Source organism: Asticcacaulis sp. AC460, assembly GCF_000495795.1.
GTDB lineage: Bacteria > Pseudomonadota > Alphaproteobacteria > Caulobacterales > Caulobacteraceae > Asticcacaulis.
This window is the reverse complement of record NZ_AWGD01000050.1, coordinates 1-18,547: the sequence shown is the minus strand read 5'-3', so window position 1 is coordinate 18,547 and position 18,547 is coordinate 1. Positions and strand designations below refer to the sequence as shown.

The following is an 18,547-nucleotide window of genomic DNA, read 5'->3' as shown; positions in this document are numbered from 1 at the left end:
CGTCGGCCCATAGGGGGCCTCGCTTGCTCGACACCTCCCCCGCAAGCGGTGGAGGATAAGCGTATTTAGTAGCCCCGCGGGGCTAAGTCTTCCGCCGCGAGGGCCAAGGATTTACATTGCTCAGATCGCCGCCTCCGGCAATGGCGTTTTGGACGTGCTCTCGTAAGGCTGTCAGTTTGGCTTCCCGCTCGACCAGCAATCGTAGACCTTCCTCGACGACGGCGGTTGGAGATGCGTAACGCCCCTCACCAACAAGTCGCTCTATCAGGCGTTCGCTGTTTTCGTCGACGGGCAAGTCCATGGTGCGCTCCATTGGAACGAGTCTATCCCAGTCTGTCGATGGGCGCAATTTTGTCCTAGGTTGACTTTGCGCTTACCTAATTGCGTATCATCTCCAACCACGCGCTTGCAGGTAATCGCCTAGGCTCCCTGTCACACAACAAGGAGACCTCCCATGGCCACAGCCACCCAATCTTCCAGCAACAACACTCTGACCGTCGTGTTGGCGATCATCATCGTCGCCATCCTGGCCGTCGGCGCCGTCTATCTCATGCAGGACAACCGCTCCGGTTCCGAACGCGTCGGCGATGCCGTTCAAGCCCTGCCCAATGGCGTCGATAAGGCTGCCGACAAGCTGGGCGACCAGTCGCCGGTCGAAAACGTCGAACGCAATGTCGATAAGGCCGTGAATTAAGAAACAAAAAGGCCGGGAGCGATCCCGGCCTTTTCATTATTCGCCCGCGGTGGTCGGATCGATCAGCTTGTGCGCGTGGATTACGAAGTAACGCATCAACGCGTTGTCGACCGTGGCCTGGGCCTTGGTCCGCCACGCCTTGACCGCCTCGGCGTTGCTGGCATAGGCGCCGACGAACTCGATCTTCGTCAGGTCCTTGAAAGTTGTGCTGTTGAGATCGGCCAGCTCGCCGCCGATCACCAGGTGCAGAAGTTGTTTGGTCGCCATCGTCGTCTCTTACAGGGTTACAGGGCGCTGAGGTGGGCGCAGCGCCGGATGATTTCGGGGAACAGCGCCGGACCCGAACAGATCAGGCTGGGTTTCAGGCTGTCGATAGCATTGAATTCGTAAGGATTTCCCAAATGGTCGCTGACCACGGCGCCGGCTTCTTGGGCAATCAGGGTGGCGGCTGCCACGTCCCAGTCGCGTTTGGGCGTCAGCGCAAGGGTGAAATCGGCCCTACCGCACGCCACGCAGGCCATGCGATAGGCCACTGACGGACGCGAATGTACGCTGAGACGCGGCCACGGTACCGGCCATATATCCTTGCCGAACAGGCGCGAGTCGCCCAGCACCTCGGCATCCTCCAGCGAGGTCCGGTCGGTGACATGAATAGGCGCGTCGTTCAGCCGCGCGCCGTGGCCTGTGGCCGCGCTGAACATTTCGGCCGCATCCGGGGCATAGACCACGGCGGCGATCGGGCGGCCGGCTTCGACCACGGCCAGGGCGATGGTCCAGAACGGACTGCCCTTGGAAAGTCCCATGGTGCCGTCGATCGGATCCAGCACAAAGGTGCGCTGGGCGCCCAGGCGCGCCATGTCGTCCGGCGATTCCTCGCTCTGCCAGCCATAGTCCGGACGGGCTTCCTCCAGGGCTTCCTTCAGCCACAGATTGACCTCGGTGTCGGCATTGGTGACGATGGAACCGTCGGACTTGTAGCTGGTGATCAGGCCATGGCTCTTCAGGTGCTGGGCCAGGGCGCCGGCGCGGCGCACCTTGTCGACGATCAGGTCGAGATCCGAGGCCTGCACCGCCGTGGCCATCACTTGCCCCCTACGCTCAGGCCATCGATGAGGATGCCCGGGGCGTCGACCGTGCCGCGGATGTCCAGGTCGCTGGCCGGGACCATGCGGGCATAGATGTCGATCAGGTTGCCGGCGACGGTGATTTCGTTGACCGGATACTGGATTTCGCCGTTTTCGAACCAGAAGCCCGAGGCTCCGGCCGACCAGTCGCCGGTGTCGGAATTGAGCGACGGCCCGAACATCGAAGTGACGACCACGCCCTTGCCGGCGTCGCGCATCAGGTCCTGAGGGGACGACGGGCCGGCCTGCAGCACCACATTGTGCGTCGACACGCCGGAAGGACCGGCGAGCGACCGCGAGGCGTGCCCGGTCGAAGCCATGCCCAGTTGCTTGCCGGCCGCCGTATTCAGCAACCAGGTCGTCAGGACGCCGTCCTTGACCAGGTCCATCGGTCGCGTGGCAACACCTTCGTCGTCGAACAAACCCGAACCCAGGCCACGCATACGGAAGGGATTGTCGCTGATCTGGACGTGCGGGGCGAAGATGGCCTCGCCCAGCTTGTGCTTCAGGAAGCTGGAGCCACGCGCGATCGCGGTGCCCGAAATGGCGCCCAGGAACTGGCTGATCAGCGACTTGGCGATGCGGCGGTCGAAGAAGACGGCGGCCTTTTGGGACTCGACCTTGCGCGCGCCCAGGGCGGCCAGGGCCCGTTCGCCGGCGATGCGGCCGATATCGCTGACGTCGGGCAGGTCGGCGGCATAGCGGGTGGAACGGCCTTCGCCGTCGCGTTCCATATTGCCGTCGGCGTCGGTGGCGATAAAGCGGCCCGACTGGAAGAACAGCGAGGTGTTGTGCGAACCTTCGAACCCATCCGATGTGAGAAGGGTCCATTCATTCTGGGCATAGCCGGCGCTGGCGGCATCGCTCTGCAGCACCGGCGACAGGGCCAGACCGGCGGCTTCGATATCGAGCGCGCGCTGTTGCAGGTTTTCCGCCGACAGGTGGGTCGGGTCGTTGACCTGCAGGTCGACCATGGCCTTGTTGATGCTGCGGTAAAGGCGGGCGGGATCGGCCAGCGAGGCATAGGGATCGTCGGGCGCCAGCCTGGCCATGGCGATGGCGCGCTCGACCGTGCGTTCCAAGGTGGACTTTGAAAATTCGGAGACCGAGACCACGGCCATCTTGCGGCCGACAAAGACGCGCAGGCCCAGGTCGGCGGTTTCGTCGCGCTCGACGGTTTCGATTTCGCCCTTGCGCACCCCGACGCTGAGGGCGCGCGACACGGCAAAGACAGCCTCAGCAGCGTCGGCCCCGGCGGCGCGGGCGGCGGCGATCACGCCGTGCAGGCGCTCTAAGGGGGCGGAATCAGCGTCGTTTCGCGTTTGCAACATGAATAGGGATATAGGCCTTACCCCCATAAGGGCGCAAGTCTCGTTTGTGACGAAAGGGTGAAGCCGGTAGCCTAGAACCTGTCCGTTTAGCGAAATCTTCAGACAGCCATGATATTTCCGGAGTTGAGATCGTAATTCAGAACGTTTTGCGAGGGGCCGCAGACACGCAATGACAGAAGACCTGGCAGTCGCCACCCTTTCCCGCTATGCGGCACGGTCCGCCCATGTCAGCCAGCCGATGATGCGGTTGTGGTATTTTCTGTCCGGAGAGACGCCCAGCAGCGACGCCTGGTCGGGCGAGGAGATGGGGGTGACCCGGCGCGACGAGGCCGTGGCCATGGCCCAGGTGACGCGGCGTTACCTGCTGATCGCCGGACTTTTCTTCGCCTATCTGACCATTGCGCGCAGTTTCCGTGAAACCGGCATGGATGCCGTGATTCTGGCCGCCACCAGCGCGATCACCGCCGTGACGGCGATCGTCCTGCAGCGCCTGAGCCTGCGCCATCGCGACGATCCGCGGTTGCCCGAGATCGGCAGCGCCATTGTCAACCTGATGATGATCGCCAATCCGGTGGCCTTCCAATTGGTCCACTTCGACCAGAGCCGGATGATCAACTTCCTGTTCCTGTTCATCATGTTCGCCATTTCCGGGGCGTCGTTCCGCGTCCTGCTGACCTCCAGCCTGGTCTGTTTCGCCGCCATGACCACGGTCGCCATGGCCAACCTGGCCGACGGACTGCATACCTATATCTGGACCTCGGTCGGCGGTCTGGCCATGGCTTTGGGCATGGGCAGCGTGGTGCGTTTGACGCTTTATCGCGCCGTGCGGGCCCGCGTCGTCGCCGACCGGCTGCGCGAAGAGGCCCAGATGCTGGCCGATTGCGACGTACTGACGGCCCTGCCGAACCGCCGCAGCTTCTTCCGTGAACTGGAGCGCAACCTGGCGGTCCTGAAGGTGCGCAAGATACCGTTCGACCTGGCCCTGATCGATCTGGATGGCTTCAAGCCGATCAACGACCTGTACGGCCACAGCATCGGCGACCACCTGCTGATCGAGGTGGGCGAGCGCCTGCGCCAGACCTGCGGCATTACCGGTTTTCCGGCGCGGATGGGGGGCGACGAATTCGCCATCGTCCTGGCCGGCCAGCGTTCGGAAGACGAGCTGAAGGCCTTCGGCGTCCAACTGTGCGACGCCCTGCGCCAGACCTATCACCTGTCCGGCGTCAACGCCAATATCTCGGGCTCGGTCGGTTTCGTTCATTGCGATGACGCCAGCGTGTCGTCGTCGCAACTGCTGGAGCGGGCCGACTACGCGCTCTATTACGCCAAGCAGAACCTGCGCGGGGCGCCGGTCATCTTCACCGAACGCCATGAAGCCGAAATGCGCGACTTCAGCCTGGTCGACCAGACCCTGCGCGGCAGCGATCTCGACGCGGAATTCTCGATCGTCTTCCAGCCCCAGGTCGATATCCAGGACAGCCGCACGGTCAGTTTCGAGGCCCTGGCACGGTGGGAAAGCGCCCGTCTGGGCGTGGTCCGTCCCGACATCTTCATCAAGGCGGCGGAGCGATCGGGCCTGATCACCCAGATCACCCAGATCCTGCTGCGCAAGGCCTTGACCCATATGGCCGGCTGGCCGGAGGACATGCGCGCCTCGTTCAACCTGTCAGCGCGCGATATTCGTTCGGCCACGGCCATCGCCAATATCTGCGACACGGTCGAGCGCAGCGGTATCGACCCGCGCCGTATCGAGTTCGAAATCACCGAAACCGCCATGCTAACCGACTTCGACCAGGCCTGCGAAGCCTTGTCGCGGCTGAAGGTCATGGGTGCGCGCATCGCCATCGACGACTTCGGCTCGGGCTATTCGTCGCTGGGCTATCTGCACCGCCTGCCGGTCGACAAGATCAAGATCGACCGCAGCTTCGTGGTGCAACTGGTCAAGCACGGCACGACCTTGAAGATCATCAAGACCATTATCGACCTGTGTCGCAACCTGCACCTGGACTGTGTGGTTGAAGGCGTTGAGACCGATGTCGAGTTGAACAATCTGCGTCAGGTGCGGGCGCGCTACATCCAGGGCTATGTCTTCAGCAAGCCGATGCCGGCCGGCGAAGTCGCTGCCTATCTGGACGCGGAACAATCGCGCCTTTCCCTCGCAAGTTGATTCTGACGTCTTAACCATGCGCCTTAGGGGTGTGTTGACGGGGCCATGTTAGGCTGCGGAACAATGTCTCCGAGTGAAGCGTAATATGGTACCGACCGCGGCCACGCTCAAATCCGGACTGCGGACAGCCTGGTTCTGGCTTCTTCGCCGTCTGCCCGCCTTTAATAACCGCCGTTCCGGTGAGGATGCCGCCGTGCTGACGCGCGAACTGGCCCTGACCCTGCGGCCGGTGGTGCGCGGCTATCTGTGGGCCATGGGCGGCTACTACCTGTTCAATGGCCTGACCTACCGCGTCCAGGGCGATCCGGGCTGGGTGCCGGCTCTCGCCTTCGCGACGGTCGCGATCGCGGCCCTGCTGCTGGTCTATACCCGCGGCCAGCCCTCGATCCGCCGCCTGGAGATCGCCGGCCACTTCGCCAACCTGCTGCTGTTTGCCAATACCGCTATCGACGTAGCCATCCTCTATGATCCGCTGAAGCTGATCTATTTCGCCCTGCTGCTGCCGATCTTCGCCGTCTCGGGCGCCCATATGAAGGTCATTCTGCCGGGGACCGTGGCCAGCGTCCTGGCCTTTTGCCTGATTACCTGGGACCGGGAGCGGGCCGAGTTCGAGCAATATCTGTGGATCGCCATCACGGCCCTGGCCATCGGCCTGTGCATGAGCAGCATCCTGCGCGTGACCATTCTGCGCGCCGTACGCGACCGTATCACCGCCCACCATCACCGCGACGAAGCCAGGCTGCAGGCCGACCGCGACGCCCTGACAGGCTTGGCCAACCGGCGCAGCTTCTTCCGCGAGCTGGAGATATGTCTGCAGGCCGCCGATGAAGGGACGCCGTTCGACCTGGCCCTGATCGACCTGGACGGCTTCAAGCCGGTCAACGACCTGTATGGCCACAGCGTCGGCGACAGCCTGCTGATCGAAGTCGCGCAACGCCTGTGCCAGGTGTGCGAAGGCATTGGCTTCCCGGCGCGGATGGGGGGCGACGAATTCGCCGTCCTGCTGCCCGGCGACCGCTCCCTGGCCGAGTTGGAGGAGATGGGCGGACGGTTGTGCGACGGCCTGCGCCAGACCTATCATCTGGCTGGGGTTACGGCGTCGGTTTCGGGCTCGGTCGGCTTCGTACGTTGCCGCGAGACGGGGGCCTCGCCGTCGCAGCTGCTGGAGCGGGCCGACTACGCCCTCTACTACGCCAAGCAGAACCTGCGCGGCGCGCCGGTCATCTTTACCGACCGCCACGAAGCCGAGATGCGCGATTTCAGCCTGGTCGACCAGACCCTGCGCAACAGCGACCTGGAAGCCGAACTGTCGATCGTCTTCCAGCCCCAGGTCGATATCGAGGCGGGAAGAACGGTCAGTTTCGAAGCCCTGGCGCGGTGGAACAGCCGCAGGTTAGGCCCGGTGCGGCCGGACGTCTTCATAAAGGCGGCGGAGCGGTCGGGCCTGATCACCCGGATTACGCAGATATTGCTGGGCAAGGCGTTAGCGCATATGCAGTCGTGGCCGGCCGGCATGTGCGCTTCCTTCAACCTTTCGGCGCGCGATATCCGGTCGGCCTATGTCATCGACGCCATCTGCGACACGGTGCGCCAGAGCGGCATCGATCCGCACCGCATCGAGTTCGAGATTACCGAAACGGCCATGCTGACCGATTTCGACCAGGCCTGCGAGGCCTTGGCGCAACTCAAGGCCATGGGGGTGCGCATCGCCATCGACGACTTCGGGTCGGGCTATTCGTCACTAGGGTACCTGCACCGTCTGCCGGTCGACAAGATCAAGATCGACCGCAGCTTTGTGGTCCAGATGGTCAAGCACGGCACGACCTTGAAGATCATCAAGACCATCATCGACCTGTGCCGCAACCTGCACCTGGACTGCGTCGTTGAAGGTGTCGAGACCGAGAGCGAACTGGAAAGCCTGCGGCAGGTGCGGGCGCGCTACATCCAGGGCTATATCTTCAGCAAGCCGATGCCGGCCGAGGCGGTGGCGGGCTATCTCGGCGCCGAAGGCGAGCGGCTGGCGATCGCGAGCTAGAGCTTAATTTCCGGTCTCGATCTTCGCTTTCGGTGGCGTCTTCATGCCGTCACCCAGGTGGAAGCTCGGATGCGGGGGCTGGTTGTAGGCCGTGTTCTGCCAGGCGATCGCGGCACGGTACTGGCCGTCCTGCATCAACGTCACGAAGCCATACTGCGTCGGGATCGCCGTCGAGAAGATGCGTAAGGACTTGTTGTCCTCGGCGCGCAGCACGACCTCTTCGCGCCAGTCGCCCAGGATATCGCCCGACAGGGTTGGCGTCGCCTTCGTGCCGTTATTGGACGTGAAACCCGTCGCCACCAGCAGCGGCCTGGTCTCCTGGGTAGTCCAGTCCCACTTGGAGATCGTATTGCCGTCCAGGATCTCGCGCAGCAGGTCACCGTCCCACCACACGGCGAAGTTCTGCTGGCGCGGCCGGGTTTCGGAAATCACCTGACCCTTGGCGCTGTACATCTTGCCGTCGTTGGAGGCCCAGGCTTCGCTGCCCGGATAGCGCGGGTCGACATCGATGGCGATGCCGCGGCCGGTGTCCTTGTCGGCCGGCGTCGTCCACAGGACTTCGCCGGTGCGGGCGTCCAGCATGGCCGAGCCGATACCGCCATTGCGCTTGACGACCTCATGGACGCCGAACTTTTCCAGGCCCGGGCGTTCCGGATCGAGGTCGCCGACATGCATGGCGTCGCCGTGGAACAGGTTGGCGGACCACAACGGCTTGCCGTTGTCGTCGATCGACATCGAGCCGTAGATGATCTCGTCACGACCGTCCGAATCCACATCGGCGATGCTGAGCTGGTGATTGCCCTGGCCGGAATAGGCTTCCGGCACGCCGGGCGCGGTCGAATCGAAAGCCCAGCGCTGGGTCAGCTTGCCGCCGCGGTAGTCGTAGGCGGCCATGGTGGTGCGGCCGTAATAGCCGCGCGCCATCACCGCCGAGGGCAGGTGGCCGTCCAACCAGGCGACCCCGGCAAGATACCGCTCCGAGCGGTTGCCATAGCCGTCGCCCCAGATTTCCTTCTGCCGTTCCGGCGTGGCGGTATCGCCTTCCGGGACGCGGGTCGGCCAGTAGGGGACGGTGTCGACGACCTCGCCCTTGCCGTTAAAAACGCTGAGATATTCCGGACCTGAGAGGATGCGGCCCTGGAATTGCGCCATCAGCTTGCCGTCGCGCTGGACCGAGCCGGTGCGGTCGCCCTGTTCGAGTTCGCCGTCCTTCGACACCCAGTCGGCGTTCGGATCGCCGATGACCTTGCCTTTCGAGTCGCGGCTGCCGTCGGCGGTCTTCATGATGATCTCGGCCTTGCCGTCGCCGTCATAGTCCTCGACCATGAACTGGGTGTAGTGGGCGCCGGCACGGATGTTTTTCCCGAGGTCGATGCGCCACAGCTTCTTGCCTTCCAGGGTGTAGGCGTCGAGCAGCACAGGCGCGGTGTAGCCGCCCTGGCTGTTGTCGTGGCTGTCGGTCGGGTCCCATTTCAGGATGATTTCATAGTCGCCGTCGCCGTCGAGATCGCCGACGGAGGCGTCGTTGGCGGTGTAGGTGTAGGCCTGGCCGTCGGGCGTGGTGCCGCCGGCAGGCAGGTCGAGCGGGATGTCGAGCCAGCCGTTCTCCCAAGGTTTAAAGAGCGCGGTCTTCTGGCCGGTCGCCTGGATCTGGTAGCTGGAGGCTGAACCGCCGTCGGGATCGAGCCAGTTGCTGACGCCGGAGACGGTTTTCACCTTCTTGCCGTCACGCCAGACGTCGAACTTCAGGCTGTCGGCATCGCCGGCGAGTATGCGCCAGCTTACAAGCACACCGCCTTCCCCTTTGACGGCGATGGCGCCGCGGTCGAGCTTTTCCATGTGGCGCAGGGCTTCGGCAGAGGCGGCACCGGCCAGGGTCGTGGCGGCTGTTGCCAGAAGCAAGGCGCGAAACAGGGTTTTTGCGGACATGGAACAGCCTCCCGATATGTGTCGCTGTGTTTAACAGACTACACCGGGGAATCCGTCACCGAAAAGTCAAATTTGCGCGTAATTTTTCAAATACGATCAAAATCGCTTATGCGGAACGTCGAAGGCAAGGATTTTTCACCACGGACCACACGGACCACACGGACTTCGAGGTCGTCCTGCCGCCGCGCAGCGGCCTTGCTTACCTGAAGAGGTTGATTGCCGCTGCGCGGCGAGTTCAGGATGAACCTGAAGTCCGTGTGGTCCGTGTGGTCCGTGGTAAAATTTCTTCTTACTTCCAGATCGTTTTCCCCGAACCCGGGAGGCCCATTTCGGCCCACTTTTCATTCACCCGGTCGATGATCTCCTGCTCCATATAGAGCTTTTCACCCCATTCACGGTGGGTTTCCGGCGGCCACTTGTTCGTCGCGTCCAGGCCGATCTTCGAGCCCAGGCCGCTTTCCGGCGACGCAAAATCGAGATAGTCAATCGGCGTGTTTTCCACCACCGTGATGTCGCGCGCCGGGTCCATCCGCGTCGACATCGCCCACATGACATCCTTCCAGTCGCGGGCATTGATGTCGTCGTCCACCACGATGATCCACTTGGTGTACATGAACTGGCGCAGATACGACCAGGCGCCCATCATCACCCGCTTGGCGTGACCGGGATAGGCCTTCTTCATCGAGATGACGGCGATCCGATAGGAACAGCCCTCCGGCGGTAGCCAGAAGTCGACGATTTCCGGAAACTGCTGTTGGATCAGCGGGATGAAGACCTCGTTCAGCGCCTCGCCCAGAACCGATGGCTCGTCGGGCGGACGGCCGGTAAAGGTCGAGAGATAGATCGGATTCTTGCGGTGGGTGATGGCCGTCACCTGGAAGACCGGGAACTTTTCGATGCTGTTATAATAGCCGGTGTGGTCGCCATAGGGGCCTTCGTCCTCATAATCATCCAGCAGAACATGACCTTCGAGGATGATTTCGGCCTGGGCCGGGACCAGCAGGGGGACGGTTTTCGCCGCCACCAGTTCGGCCTTTTCGCCACGCAGCAGACCGGCGAACTGGTATTCGCTCAGCGTGTCCGGAACCGGGGTGACGGCGGCCAGGATCAGGCCGGGATCGGCGCCCAGCACGGCGGCGGCGGGCAGGGGCTCGCGCTTGCCGGACGTCTTCCAGCGGCGGTGGTGTTGCGCGCCGCCGCGGTGGGCAAGCCAGCGCATAATCGTGCGGTCCTTGCCCAGGACCTGCATACGATAGATGCCGAGATTGTAGTCGTCTTCGCGCGATTCCGATGGCCCCTTGGTGACGATCAGCGGCCAGGTGATCAGTGGCGCGGGCTCACCTGGCCAGCAGCCCTGGATCGGCAGTTTCGTCAGGTCGATCTGGTCCCCTGTCAGGACAACTTCTTGCACAGGGGCGGATTTGACGGTTTTCGGCCGCATGCCCATGACGGTTTTGGCCAGCGGCAGCATGTCCCAGGCGTCCTTCAGGCCGCGCGGCGGCTCAGGCTGGCGCAGGAAGGCCAGCAGTTCGCCGACCTCGCGCAGGTCGGACGGTTCGGTGCGGTCCTTGCCGTCCAGCGTCACGCCCATGGCGACCCGTTTGACATTGCCGAACAGGTTGACCAGGACCGGCATGTCGGATTTCGACCCGTCGGAGAGGGTGACGTTTTCGAACAGCACGGCCGGGCCTTTTTCGGCCAGGAGGCGCAACTGGATCTCGGTCATTTCGAGATGGGTCGAGACGGGCGTTTTCACCCGTACCAGTTCGCCGGCGGCTTCGAGTTTGGCGATAAAGTCGCGCAGGCTTTTGTAGGCGGCCATGGTCATCCTCTTTGGGTGGCTGTCACATAAGCCGTCGGCGGCAGTCTGGCAATGGGACCGGGCGTCGCACGCCGCCATGAAAATCCCGTTGTTTCTGGGTGGCCTTGCCTGATACGAAGGGGGCATGGACATGACGGACATCCTGGTGATCGGCGCGCGCACCCTGGTGGGGCGGCGGCTGCGCGACCTGGCGCCGGACGCCACCTTTACCTCGCGCCGGGACCTGGCCGGCAACAGCCTGTATCTCGACCTGGAAAAGCCAACGGATTTCCGGCCGCAACGCGCCTTCAGTCAGGTCATTGTCACCGCACCCGTCTGGCTGGTCAGCGACGAACTGTTGCAGCACCTGCTGTCCCTGGGCATGCGGCGTCTGGTGGTGTTTTCCTCGACCAGCGTCTTCACCAAGGAGGTCTCCGATGAGCCAGCCGAACGCGAGGTCGTGCAACGCTTACTGGCCGGGGAAAAGACAGTGACCGACTTTTGCGCCGCGACCGGCGTGGCGGGGACCATTCTGCGGCCGACCCTGATCTATGACGAAGGCCTGGACGACAATGTCAGCCGTATCCGCAACCTGATCGAAAAACTGGGCTTCTTCCCGGTGTGCGGCCCGGCGTCGGGCTTGCGCCAGCCGGTCCATGCCTGCGACTTGGCCACAGCGGCGCTGCAGGCCCTGGCGGCCGAAGCCGCGTTCGGCAAAAGCTACAACCTGTCGGGCGGCGACACGCTCAGTTACCGCGACATGGTGGCCAGGGTCTTCACGGCCACCGGCCGCAAGCCGGCCGTGGTGCCCTTGCCCGAAGGGATATGGCGCCTCGGGTTTGCCGTGTTGCACCTGATCCGCCCCGGCCAGGCGCTGAAACAGAACCTGGCCATGGCGCAACGGATGAACAAGGACCTTTGGTTCGACCATGCTGCGGCCATGCGCGATTTCGGCTATGCGCCGGGGCCGTTCCGGCCGGATTTCACAGGCGGAATTTAAACCGGATATAGGTCGATTTGCCCTTCGACTGACGGATCCATTCATCCTTCTGCTTCAGGTGCCCGGCACGTGCATAGAGGCTGACCGCCGCCGCGGCGAATCCGTAGCCCTGCGGCGTTTCATCCACAACGAGGCAATTTTCGAGATCGCCCCGGTTCCAGCGGCAATGCAGCAGCGCATCACCCTGGACCTCATCCTCCAGCGCCCGTTCCGGATAGGCATCCTGGGCCAGCGAGGCGAGGTAGTCATTGGCGTTGATTTCGGTCGTCTTGCCGTCGGGCAGGGTGGTTTCCACGGTCCAGGTTCCCGGCGGCGAATTCCACCAGGAAATGTCGTGGACGCTTGCCCAGGCCCCGTCGTATCCCGGGTGCTGTTCGGCCCAGGCCTGTTGTGGGGCGGTCGCAAAACTCGACCTCATCGCCAACTCGGTGCTGAGCCAGCGCAGCCGGTTGGTTTCGTCGGGATCGGCTTGAACGCCCTGGCCCGTTTCATACATGCCCGCCAGAAACCACGCCGCCTGGACATTGCCCTGCATCATGGCCTGGCGGTACTGCGCCGCCGCCTGGGCAGGGTTCTTCGGGACAAACAGGCCGTCTTCATAAAGCCGGCCCAGCGTAGCGGTGGCGACGGATTCGCCCTGGGCGGAGGCCTGGCGCAGATAGCCAAGGGCGAGATCGCCATCGACCCGGGCGCCGTTCCAACCATAGGCATGGTTCAATCCCAACACCGTCAGTTGTTGCGGCCGGTTGGCCATGGCGGGCCGGGTGCAGTATGGAGCCGCCTGGTCCGGCTTGAACTGAAGCAGATCATTGCAAACCCGCGCCACCGCCGCAGGCCAGTCCTGGTCGGCCGCCCGGCGCTGCCACATGGCGCCCTTGGCGTGATCCGGCGCGCCCAAGGCGCGGGTGTGATACAGCCAACCGATGCGATACTGCGCCTCGGCATTGCCGGCCTGCGCGGCCTTGAGCCACCACCGCTCGGCTGCCTGGGCATCAGCCTGGAGGTCGTCGCGGCCTTCGGCATAATAGGTGCCGAGGATGACCATGGCCGGGACATAGCCGCCCTGCGCCGCGCGCAGATACCAGTCGGCCGCGCCCGTGACGCTGTAGTGCCGGGCGTACAGGTTACCGAGCAGGTACGAGGCTTCGGCGTCTCCGGCGTCCGCCGCCTTTCGCCACCAGGTCTCGGCTTTTTCGTAGTTTTGCCACTTGGCCTTGCCCTCCGCGGCCGCGGCGCGGTCGGCGTAGTCCTGGCCGATCTCACGCCAGCCGATGATCTGCTCCGCCAGCGGCGGTGGCGTGTCTTCGGCGTGCGCCACCGGCGTCAACAGAAGCGCCGCAAGCGCCAGACCCAGCCACAGCTGCTTCATGAGATCCCTTTCCGAACTCCGGTCAGGTTTCCGACCACACCGCCAGCTCATTACCCGACGGATCGCTGAAGTGGAAGCGGCGGCCGCCCGGGAAGCTGAAGATCGGCAGCACGATCGTCCCGCCGGCGGCTTCGACCGCGGCCAAAGACGCTTCCAGGTTATCGCTGTAGAGGATGACCAGGGGCTTGGCCGCGGCATCCTCGGCCTGAAAACCTCCGTCCAGGCCGGCGTCGTCCAGCGCCGCATAGGTCGGGCCGTAGTCGATGAATTTCCAGCCGAAGGCCTGGCCGTAGAACGCTTTGTCGGCCTCGGTTCCGGCCGAAGGAAATTCGACATAGTCGATTTTATGGTGCTGTTTCATGGGATCATCCTCCACACGCTGGCCGGTTTGACGGCGGAATCCTCGATATCCGGGTTGGTGGCGATATCATAGCGGGCGCAGCGCTCAAAGCCTTCCGCCGGGAAGTAGGTGCGATGCGGATCGCCGACCCAGACCTCGCAGCCTTGCGCCAGGGCCCGGCGCAAAAATGTCAGCATGGCCTGGGTCATCGGCGCCTCATAGGCGATGTCGCCGGCCAGCACGACCTCGACCGGCGGCGGATCGCCGCTGAGCAGGTCACCGGCGATAAAGTCCAGCTGTACACCGTTCAGCCCCGCGTTCATCGCCACGGCGGTCTGGGCATACGGATCGATATCGTTGCAGGCGACGGTCTGAGCGCCGTTCAGCGCCGCCGCAATGCCGACCAGGCCTGAACCGCAGGCCAGGTCGAGTACCCGCCGTTCCTGGACGACGTGAGGATGGTCGAAGATGTAGCGCGCCAGGGCTTGACCACCCGACCAGGCAAAGGCCCAGAAGGGCGGGCTCAACCGGTCGCGGACCATGTCGGCCTCGGTCATCAGCCACAGCGGCGTAACCTCGTCGGCCTGGTACAGGCGGATGTGCGGCAGGCTGGGGACGGGCAGGGGGCGGGTGTGGGCGGCGATAAACGCGCGCCGGTCTTCACCCGTCATCGCGCGATTTCGGCGTCGGGATCGGGCAGGGCGTTTTCGACCACGGGATCGCCGGCGAACTGATCGGCGAACTCGGGATTCAGCACGCCGGTCAGCACCGTCTGGGGCACGCGAATCTCATAGGGGCCTTCGGCATAGGCGCCGACCTCGGACGGGGCGAACAAAGCGTCGACGGCGCCGACCTTGCCGCTGACGGTGGAGGGGATCAGGATCAGCTTGGCCTCGGCGAACCGGGGGCAGCCGCCGCCGAAATCGGCCTGGCGGACCGGCTCGCGGGCGCGCTTGGAGCGCAGCGCCTCGATCTGCCGGCAGGCATAGGCGTCGACGGCCGACATGTCGGCGCCGGTGGTGAACAGCTTGCCGGTTGGGATCAGTTCCGATTTCGACTTGTCCCACAGCAGGGCCTGGAAGTCGTGGCCGGGATGGGCGCCACCCTGGAAGTCCTCGGTCTCGGCATAGAGCGAGACCAGCTTCGGCGACTGGGCGGCAATCTTCCAGTCGATCTTGCGGTAATAGTCGGCCACCGGAAAGCCGTCGGCGGCCATCTCGGCGTGATCCTTGGCGGCGGTGGCCATGAAGGCGACCAGGTTGCTTTCCCCCTCGCTGTAGAGGCGGGTATGCAGTTCGGGATAGAGCTTGATCGGTTCCGGAAGGGTCATGGTGACCTGGACACCGTCGCCGGTATTGGCATAGCCCAGCGGTGCAACCGTCGCCGGCGGACCGGCGGTCTTGGCCGGTTCATCGGGCTTTTTCTGGCAGGCGAACAGGGCCAGGCCGATCGCCATCGCCGCCCATGCCCGTTGTCGTGCCACCGTCACCATACCCACACCACCTGCGCCAGAACCAGACTTGCCACCCACAACAGGCCCGTGGTGCGATTGGCTTTGAACAGGCGCAAGGCCAGGTCGTTATCACCGAGTCGCAGCCGCAGAACTTGCAGGGCAAGATGCCCGGTCACCGCGCAAAGTCCAACAAAAAACAGCGGTTGGGCCTGATTGAGCCACGCGCCTGTGGCCGTCAGGACAACCGCCAGGCCATAGAATACCGAAATTCCGGTTTTTGCATGTCCGCCCAAGGCGCGGGCGCTGGATTTGACGCCGACAAAGGCGTCGTCCTCGATGTCCTGAAGGGCGTAGATGGTGTCGTAGCCGATGGTCCAGAAGATCAGGCCGGCATAGAAGACCCAGGCGGCCAGGGGCACTTCGCCGGCGACCGAAGCCACCGCCATCGGGAAGCCCCAGTTGAAGGTGATCCCCAGCCAGGCCTGGGGCCACCAGGTGATCCGCTTCATGAACGGATAGGCGGCGACCAGGCCCAGCGATACGAAGCCGAGGACAATCGCCAGGATGCCCAGTTGCAGCAGGATGAACAGGCTGATCAGGGAACATACGGCGACATAGACGAGGGCCTGTTTCGGCTTGATCTGGCCAGATGGGATGGGGCGGCCGCGGGTACGTTCGACCTGGGCGTCGATATCGCGGTCGACGAAGTCGTTATAAGCGCAGCCGGCAGCGCGCATCAGGGCGGCGCCCAGCGCGAAAAGCAGCAGCTTGTACCAGGGAAACAGTTCCAGGCGTTGGGTGGCGAAGGCCAGCCCCATGGCGCCGGGCAGGAAGAGCAGCCAGATACCGATCGGCCGGTCGAACCGACCAAGCCGGAGCCATGGCCGCAGGGCAGGGGGCGCATAGCGGTCGACCCAGTTGCGGGCTGTGGCATCGGGGAGATGATCGGCGGCGTCGGTCATGGCGGTGTCATGGGCTGTGCCGCCGGGATTGTCGAGAGGGTTTTGGGGTTCGTGTCAAAACGCCGCTGATGACTGTGTCCTTCTATTCTTCGTCAGCATCGGATTTGATGACTGCTTCATAATCCTGTCCGCCGTAATATACGCCGAGAATGACGACGCGCTTGGCCGCGTCATCAATGCGAAACAGGATCGTAGCCCGCCTTTGAAACCCGACCACACGCATATCTGGGCGAAGGTCGTCACGTGCCGTGCCGCGTTGCGGAAAGGTTCCGAATTGGTCGCAGTACTCGAAGATGGATCCGACAAACGACACGGCAGCCAATGGGCTGCCCTGGTTGGCAATAAAGTCGTGCAGGTTTTGAAGATGCTGGATAGCGCGGCGTGAATAGGCGACGCCATAGCTCATGAAGTCTTCTTGACCCATTGCTTATGGTGCGCGGCGAGAACCGCTCTGGCATCCTGGCTGCTGACGACAGTTGAAGGATCGTTGACCGACTCGTCGTAGGCGGCGACACCCTCTTGAAGCAGCCATTTTTCGACGGCCTTATCACGGGCCAGAAGCGATCGCAAACCATCGCGCATGACTTCGCTTTCGCTGGCATATTCACCGGAAGCAACCTTTGCCTTGACCATTTCCGCCATTTCCAACGGAACTGTGACGCTGAATTGTTGGGTTGTGCGCATGCTCAGGAATACCCTCGCGATATTTCAATAGTGTTTAACACTATCATGGTTTGCAGCGAGGAGGAAGCGACAGGAATTTCCGTTGGCAGGGCTATCACGCCCGCCGCTTGACCAGGTTGCTGCGGTCCTTGCGGACTTCGCGGGCCGGGATGACCCGGGCGAACGGGCGCAGGCCGAACAGGGTGTGCTCCATGCCGGTTTCTAGGATATCGCCGCGCTTGGGCGCCTTCAGGAACAGGTCCTCCATCGGCGTGATCACCCACAGGCCTTCCGGCACATAGACCACGACCAGGCCTTCGTTTTTCGGCATGACTTCGGACCAGATCTTCAGTTGATCGTAATAGTGCGGCGTGCGCCAGGCGTCAGGGCGGTCGGGATCGACATCGACGGCCAGGGTCGTGCCGTTGGGCTCGACGCGCAGCACGAAGCCGCAGAGATCCGGCCGCCACAGCGCCGTCATATCATCGTGCTTTAGCCACAGGCATTTAAATTCCTGGCAGATTTGCGGGTGCAGGCCCCAGACGCCGCAGCCGCCTTCGGGACGGGTATGGTTGCAGGTTTGACCGGCTTTCTTGCCCAGGTCATCAATATCGTAGACCTTGCAGCACAGGGTGCAGGTCCCGCAGACCTTGAGATTGGCGCGTTTGGCAGGCTTCGGCGCTTCATTGCCGGCGCTTCGCGTCGTGGCGGTCATTCTGTCACCCGGGAACTTTCTTGTTCAGAGGCGAATCATGACGGGATAGAGTCAATATTCCGTTACTGGCGGTGCGCGTTCTGCAAATCGCCGAGCAGGCGCAGCGCAGGTCATAGTCTCTATAATCTGTGGGCCGACTTCCTTACTTCTCCAGCTTCTTTTTGCCTTCGATGACCTGATCGTAGGTGAAGACGATCTCCGGATCGGGCGGCGAGACTTTCACCGACAAATCCGGACAGCCCAAAGTCGTGATCAGGTGGCGCAGGATATTCTCACGCGCCTTCTTCTTGCTGTCGGTGGCGATGCAGATCCACGGCCCGTGCTCATGGTGTGTCCGCTTCAACATCTCATCGCGCGCCTTCGAATAGTCGCCCCACCGTTCCTGGGCGACGGCGTCGAGGTCGCTGACCTTCAGTCGCTTCAATGGATCGGAACGGCGGGCGTCCAGCCGCTCCTTCTGTTCGTCGCGCGAAATGTCCAGCCATAGCTTGATCAGGGTGATCCCGCTGTCGGTCAGCATGCTTTCGAACGCCGGCACGTCGCGCAGGAAGGTTTCCTGCTCTTCCGGCGTGGAAAAGCCCATCACCTTCTCGACTCCGGCGCGGTTGTACCACGACCGGTTATACAGCGCCCATTCGCCGGCCGTCGGCAGATGAGCGACATAGCGCTGAAACCACCAGGCGCCTTTGTCGAACTCGGTCGGCTTGGGCAGGGCGATGACGCGCGTCTTGCGCACGGACAGCACTTCAGTAATGCGCTTGATGGCGCCGTCCTTGCCGGCGGCGTCGCGACCTTCGAACAGGATGACGACCTTGCGGCCTTTGGCCATGCCCCAGATCTGAGTGTCGACCAGTGCGACCTGCAGCTTTTCCTGACGGGCCAGGGCCTCTTCGTCGCTCCAAACGGACATGGGTGTCTCCTCAAGGACGGAACCAGGTTATCGCATGCGGAGTTACAAGCACCC

The 18,547-nt window shown here is 63.3% G+C and carries 19 protein-coding genes; 4 read left to right on the top strand and 15 right to left on the bottom strand.

Translation table 11 applies throughout. The features are described from left to right. Nucleotides 1-82: 82 nt before the first annotated feature. Nucleotides 83-301: a ribbon-helix-helix domain-containing protein gene (locus tag ABAC460_RS49320; protein WP_081716706.1), complete on the bottom strand. Its 219-nt coding sequence runs from the start codon at nt 299-301 to the stop codon at nt 83-85. Between the two features lie 153 nt (nt 302-454). Between ABAC460_RS49320 and ABAC460_RS47745 the strand changes: the two genes are divergently transcribed. Further along, the gene (locus ABAC460_RS47745) at nt 455-694 is read left to right on the top strand and encodes a hypothetical protein (RefSeq protein ID WP_023456013.1); all 240 of its coding nucleotides are present in this window, start codon (nt 455-457) and stop codon (nt 692-694) included. Nucleotides 695-730: 36 nt separating this feature from the next. Here the strand turns inward: ABAC460_RS47745 and ABAC460_RS47740 are convergent, their stop codons facing one another. The 3 genes from ABAC460_RS47740 to ABAC460_RS47730 are packed head-to-tail and all read right to left on the bottom strand — an operon-like array spanning nt 731 to nt 3,149. Continuing rightward, complete coding sequence (locus ABAC460_RS47740) at nt 731-961, bottom strand: DUF4170 domain-containing protein (protein WP_023456012.1); 231 nt, start codon at nt 959-961, stop codon at nt 731-733. Nucleotides 962-978: 17 nt separating this feature from the next. Further along, nucleotides 979-1,776 (bottom strand): inositol monophosphatase family protein, encoded by a 798-nt coding sequence (locus tag ABAC460_RS47735; RefSeq protein WP_023456011.1) that lies wholly within the window; start codon nt 1,774-1,776, stop codon nt 979-981. Next, nucleotides 1,776-3,149 (bottom strand): TldD/PmbA family protein, encoded by a 1,374-nt coding sequence (locus ABAC460_RS47730; protein WP_023456010.1) that lies wholly within the window; start codon nt 3,147-3,149, stop codon nt 1,776-1,778. Before ABAC460_RS47730 ends, ABAC460_RS47735 begins: the two co-directional genes overlap by 1 nt. Nucleotides 3,150-3,318: 169 nt before the next feature. On the opposite strand from ABAC460_RS47730, the gene ABAC460_RS47725 reads away from it, so the two are divergent. Further along, nucleotides 3,319-5,316, top strand: coding sequence for a putative bifunctional diguanylate cyclase/phosphodiesterase (locus ABAC460_RS47725; protein ID WP_023456009.1), 1,998 nt, complete (start codon nt 3,319-3,321; stop codon nt 5,314-5,316). A gap of 85 nt (nt 5,317-5,401) precedes the next feature. Beyond that, on the top strand, nt 5,402-7,351 hold the full coding sequence (locus ABAC460_RS47720; protein ID WP_023456008.1) for a putative bifunctional diguanylate cyclase/phosphodiesterase: 1,950 nt from the start codon (nt 5,402-5,404) through the stop codon (nt 7,349-7,351). 3 nt (nt 7,352-7,354) lie between these two features. Here the strand turns inward: ABAC460_RS47720 and ABAC460_RS47715 are convergent, their stop codons facing one another. Further along, the gene (locus ABAC460_RS47715) at nt 7,355-9,280 is read right to left on the bottom strand and encodes a rhamnogalacturonan lyase (RefSeq protein WP_023456007.1); all 1,926 of its coding nucleotides are present in this window, start codon (nt 9,278-9,280) and stop codon (nt 7,355-7,357) included. 289 nt (nt 9,281-9,569) lie between these two features. Beyond that, entirely contained in the window at nt 9,570-11,102 is a 1,533-nt protein-coding gene (locus ABAC460_RS47710) for a UbiD family decarboxylase (protein WP_023456006.1), read from the bottom strand. A gap of 130 nt (nt 11,103-11,232) precedes the next feature. On the opposite strand from ABAC460_RS47710, the gene ABAC460_RS47705 reads away from it, so the two are divergent. Beyond that, nucleotides 11,233-12,081: an NAD-dependent epimerase/dehydratase family protein gene (locus ABAC460_RS47705; RefSeq protein ID WP_235075868.1), complete on the top strand. Its 849-nt coding sequence runs from the start codon at nt 11,233-11,235 to the stop codon at nt 12,079-12,081. On the opposite strand, the gene ABAC460_RS47700 is transcribed toward ABAC460_RS47705, so the two are convergent. The 9 genes from ABAC460_RS47700 to ppk2 form a co-directional block, all read right to left on the bottom strand. Continuing rightward, the gene (locus ABAC460_RS47700) at nt 12,065-13,450 is read right to left on the bottom strand and encodes a tetratricopeptide repeat protein (protein ID WP_023456004.1); all 1,386 of its coding nucleotides are present in this window, start codon (nt 13,448-13,450) and stop codon (nt 12,065-12,067) included. The genes ABAC460_RS47705 and ABAC460_RS47700 overlap by 17 nt on opposite strands. 22 nt (nt 13,451-13,472) lie before the next feature. Next, complete coding sequence (locus ABAC460_RS47695; protein WP_023456003.1) at nt 13,473-13,811, bottom strand: VOC family protein; 339 nt, start codon at nt 13,809-13,811, stop codon at nt 13,473-13,475. Next, complete coding sequence (locus ABAC460_RS47690; protein ID WP_023456002.1) at nt 13,808-14,461, bottom strand: class I SAM-dependent methyltransferase; 654 nt, start codon at nt 14,459-14,461, stop codon at nt 13,808-13,810. Before ABAC460_RS47690 ends, ABAC460_RS47695 begins: the two co-directional genes overlap by 4 nt. Further along, nucleotides 14,458-15,282, bottom strand: a complete 825-nt coding sequence (locus tag ABAC460_RS47685) for a PdaC/SigV domain-containing protein (protein ID WP_031237637.1) — start codon at nt 15,280-15,282, stop codon at nt 14,458-14,460. The genes ABAC460_RS47690 and ABAC460_RS47685 overlap by 4 nt, the downstream gene beginning before the upstream one ends. Continuing rightward, nucleotides 15,276-16,205 carry a 4-hydroxybenzoate octaprenyltransferase gene (gene ubiA, locus ABAC460_RS47680; RefSeq protein ID WP_023456000.1) on the bottom strand — a complete coding sequence of 310 codons (930 nt, stop codon included), beginning with the start codon at nt 16,203-16,205 and terminating at the stop codon, nt 15,276-15,278. The genes ABAC460_RS47685 and ubiA overlap by 7 nt, the downstream gene beginning before the upstream one ends. An 82-nt stretch (nt 16,206-16,287) precedes the next feature. Next, nucleotides 16,288-16,611: a type II toxin-antitoxin system RelE/ParE family toxin gene (locus tag ABAC460_RS47675; protein ID WP_023455999.1), complete on the bottom strand. Its 324-nt coding sequence runs from the start codon at nt 16,609-16,611 to the stop codon at nt 16,288-16,290. Beyond that, nucleotides 16,608-16,889 (bottom strand): ribbon-helix-helix domain-containing protein, encoded by a 282-nt coding sequence (locus ABAC460_RS47670; RefSeq protein WP_031237636.1) that lies wholly within the window; start codon nt 16,887-16,889, stop codon nt 16,608-16,610. Before ABAC460_RS47670 ends, ABAC460_RS47675 begins: the two co-directional genes overlap by 4 nt. Nucleotides 16,890-16,983: 94 nt before the next feature. Further along, nucleotides 16,984-17,583: a hypothetical protein gene (locus ABAC460_RS47665; RefSeq protein ID WP_023455997.1), complete on the bottom strand. Its 600-nt coding sequence runs from the start codon at nt 17,581-17,583 to the stop codon at nt 16,984-16,986. Nucleotides 17,584-17,725: 142 nt separating this feature from the next. Then, on the bottom strand, nt 17,726-18,493 hold the full coding sequence (ppk2, locus tag ABAC460_RS47660; RefSeq protein ID WP_023455996.1) for a polyphosphate kinase 2: 768 nt from the start codon (nt 18,491-18,493) through the stop codon (nt 17,726-17,728). Nucleotides 18,494-18,547 lie beyond the last annotated feature (54 nt).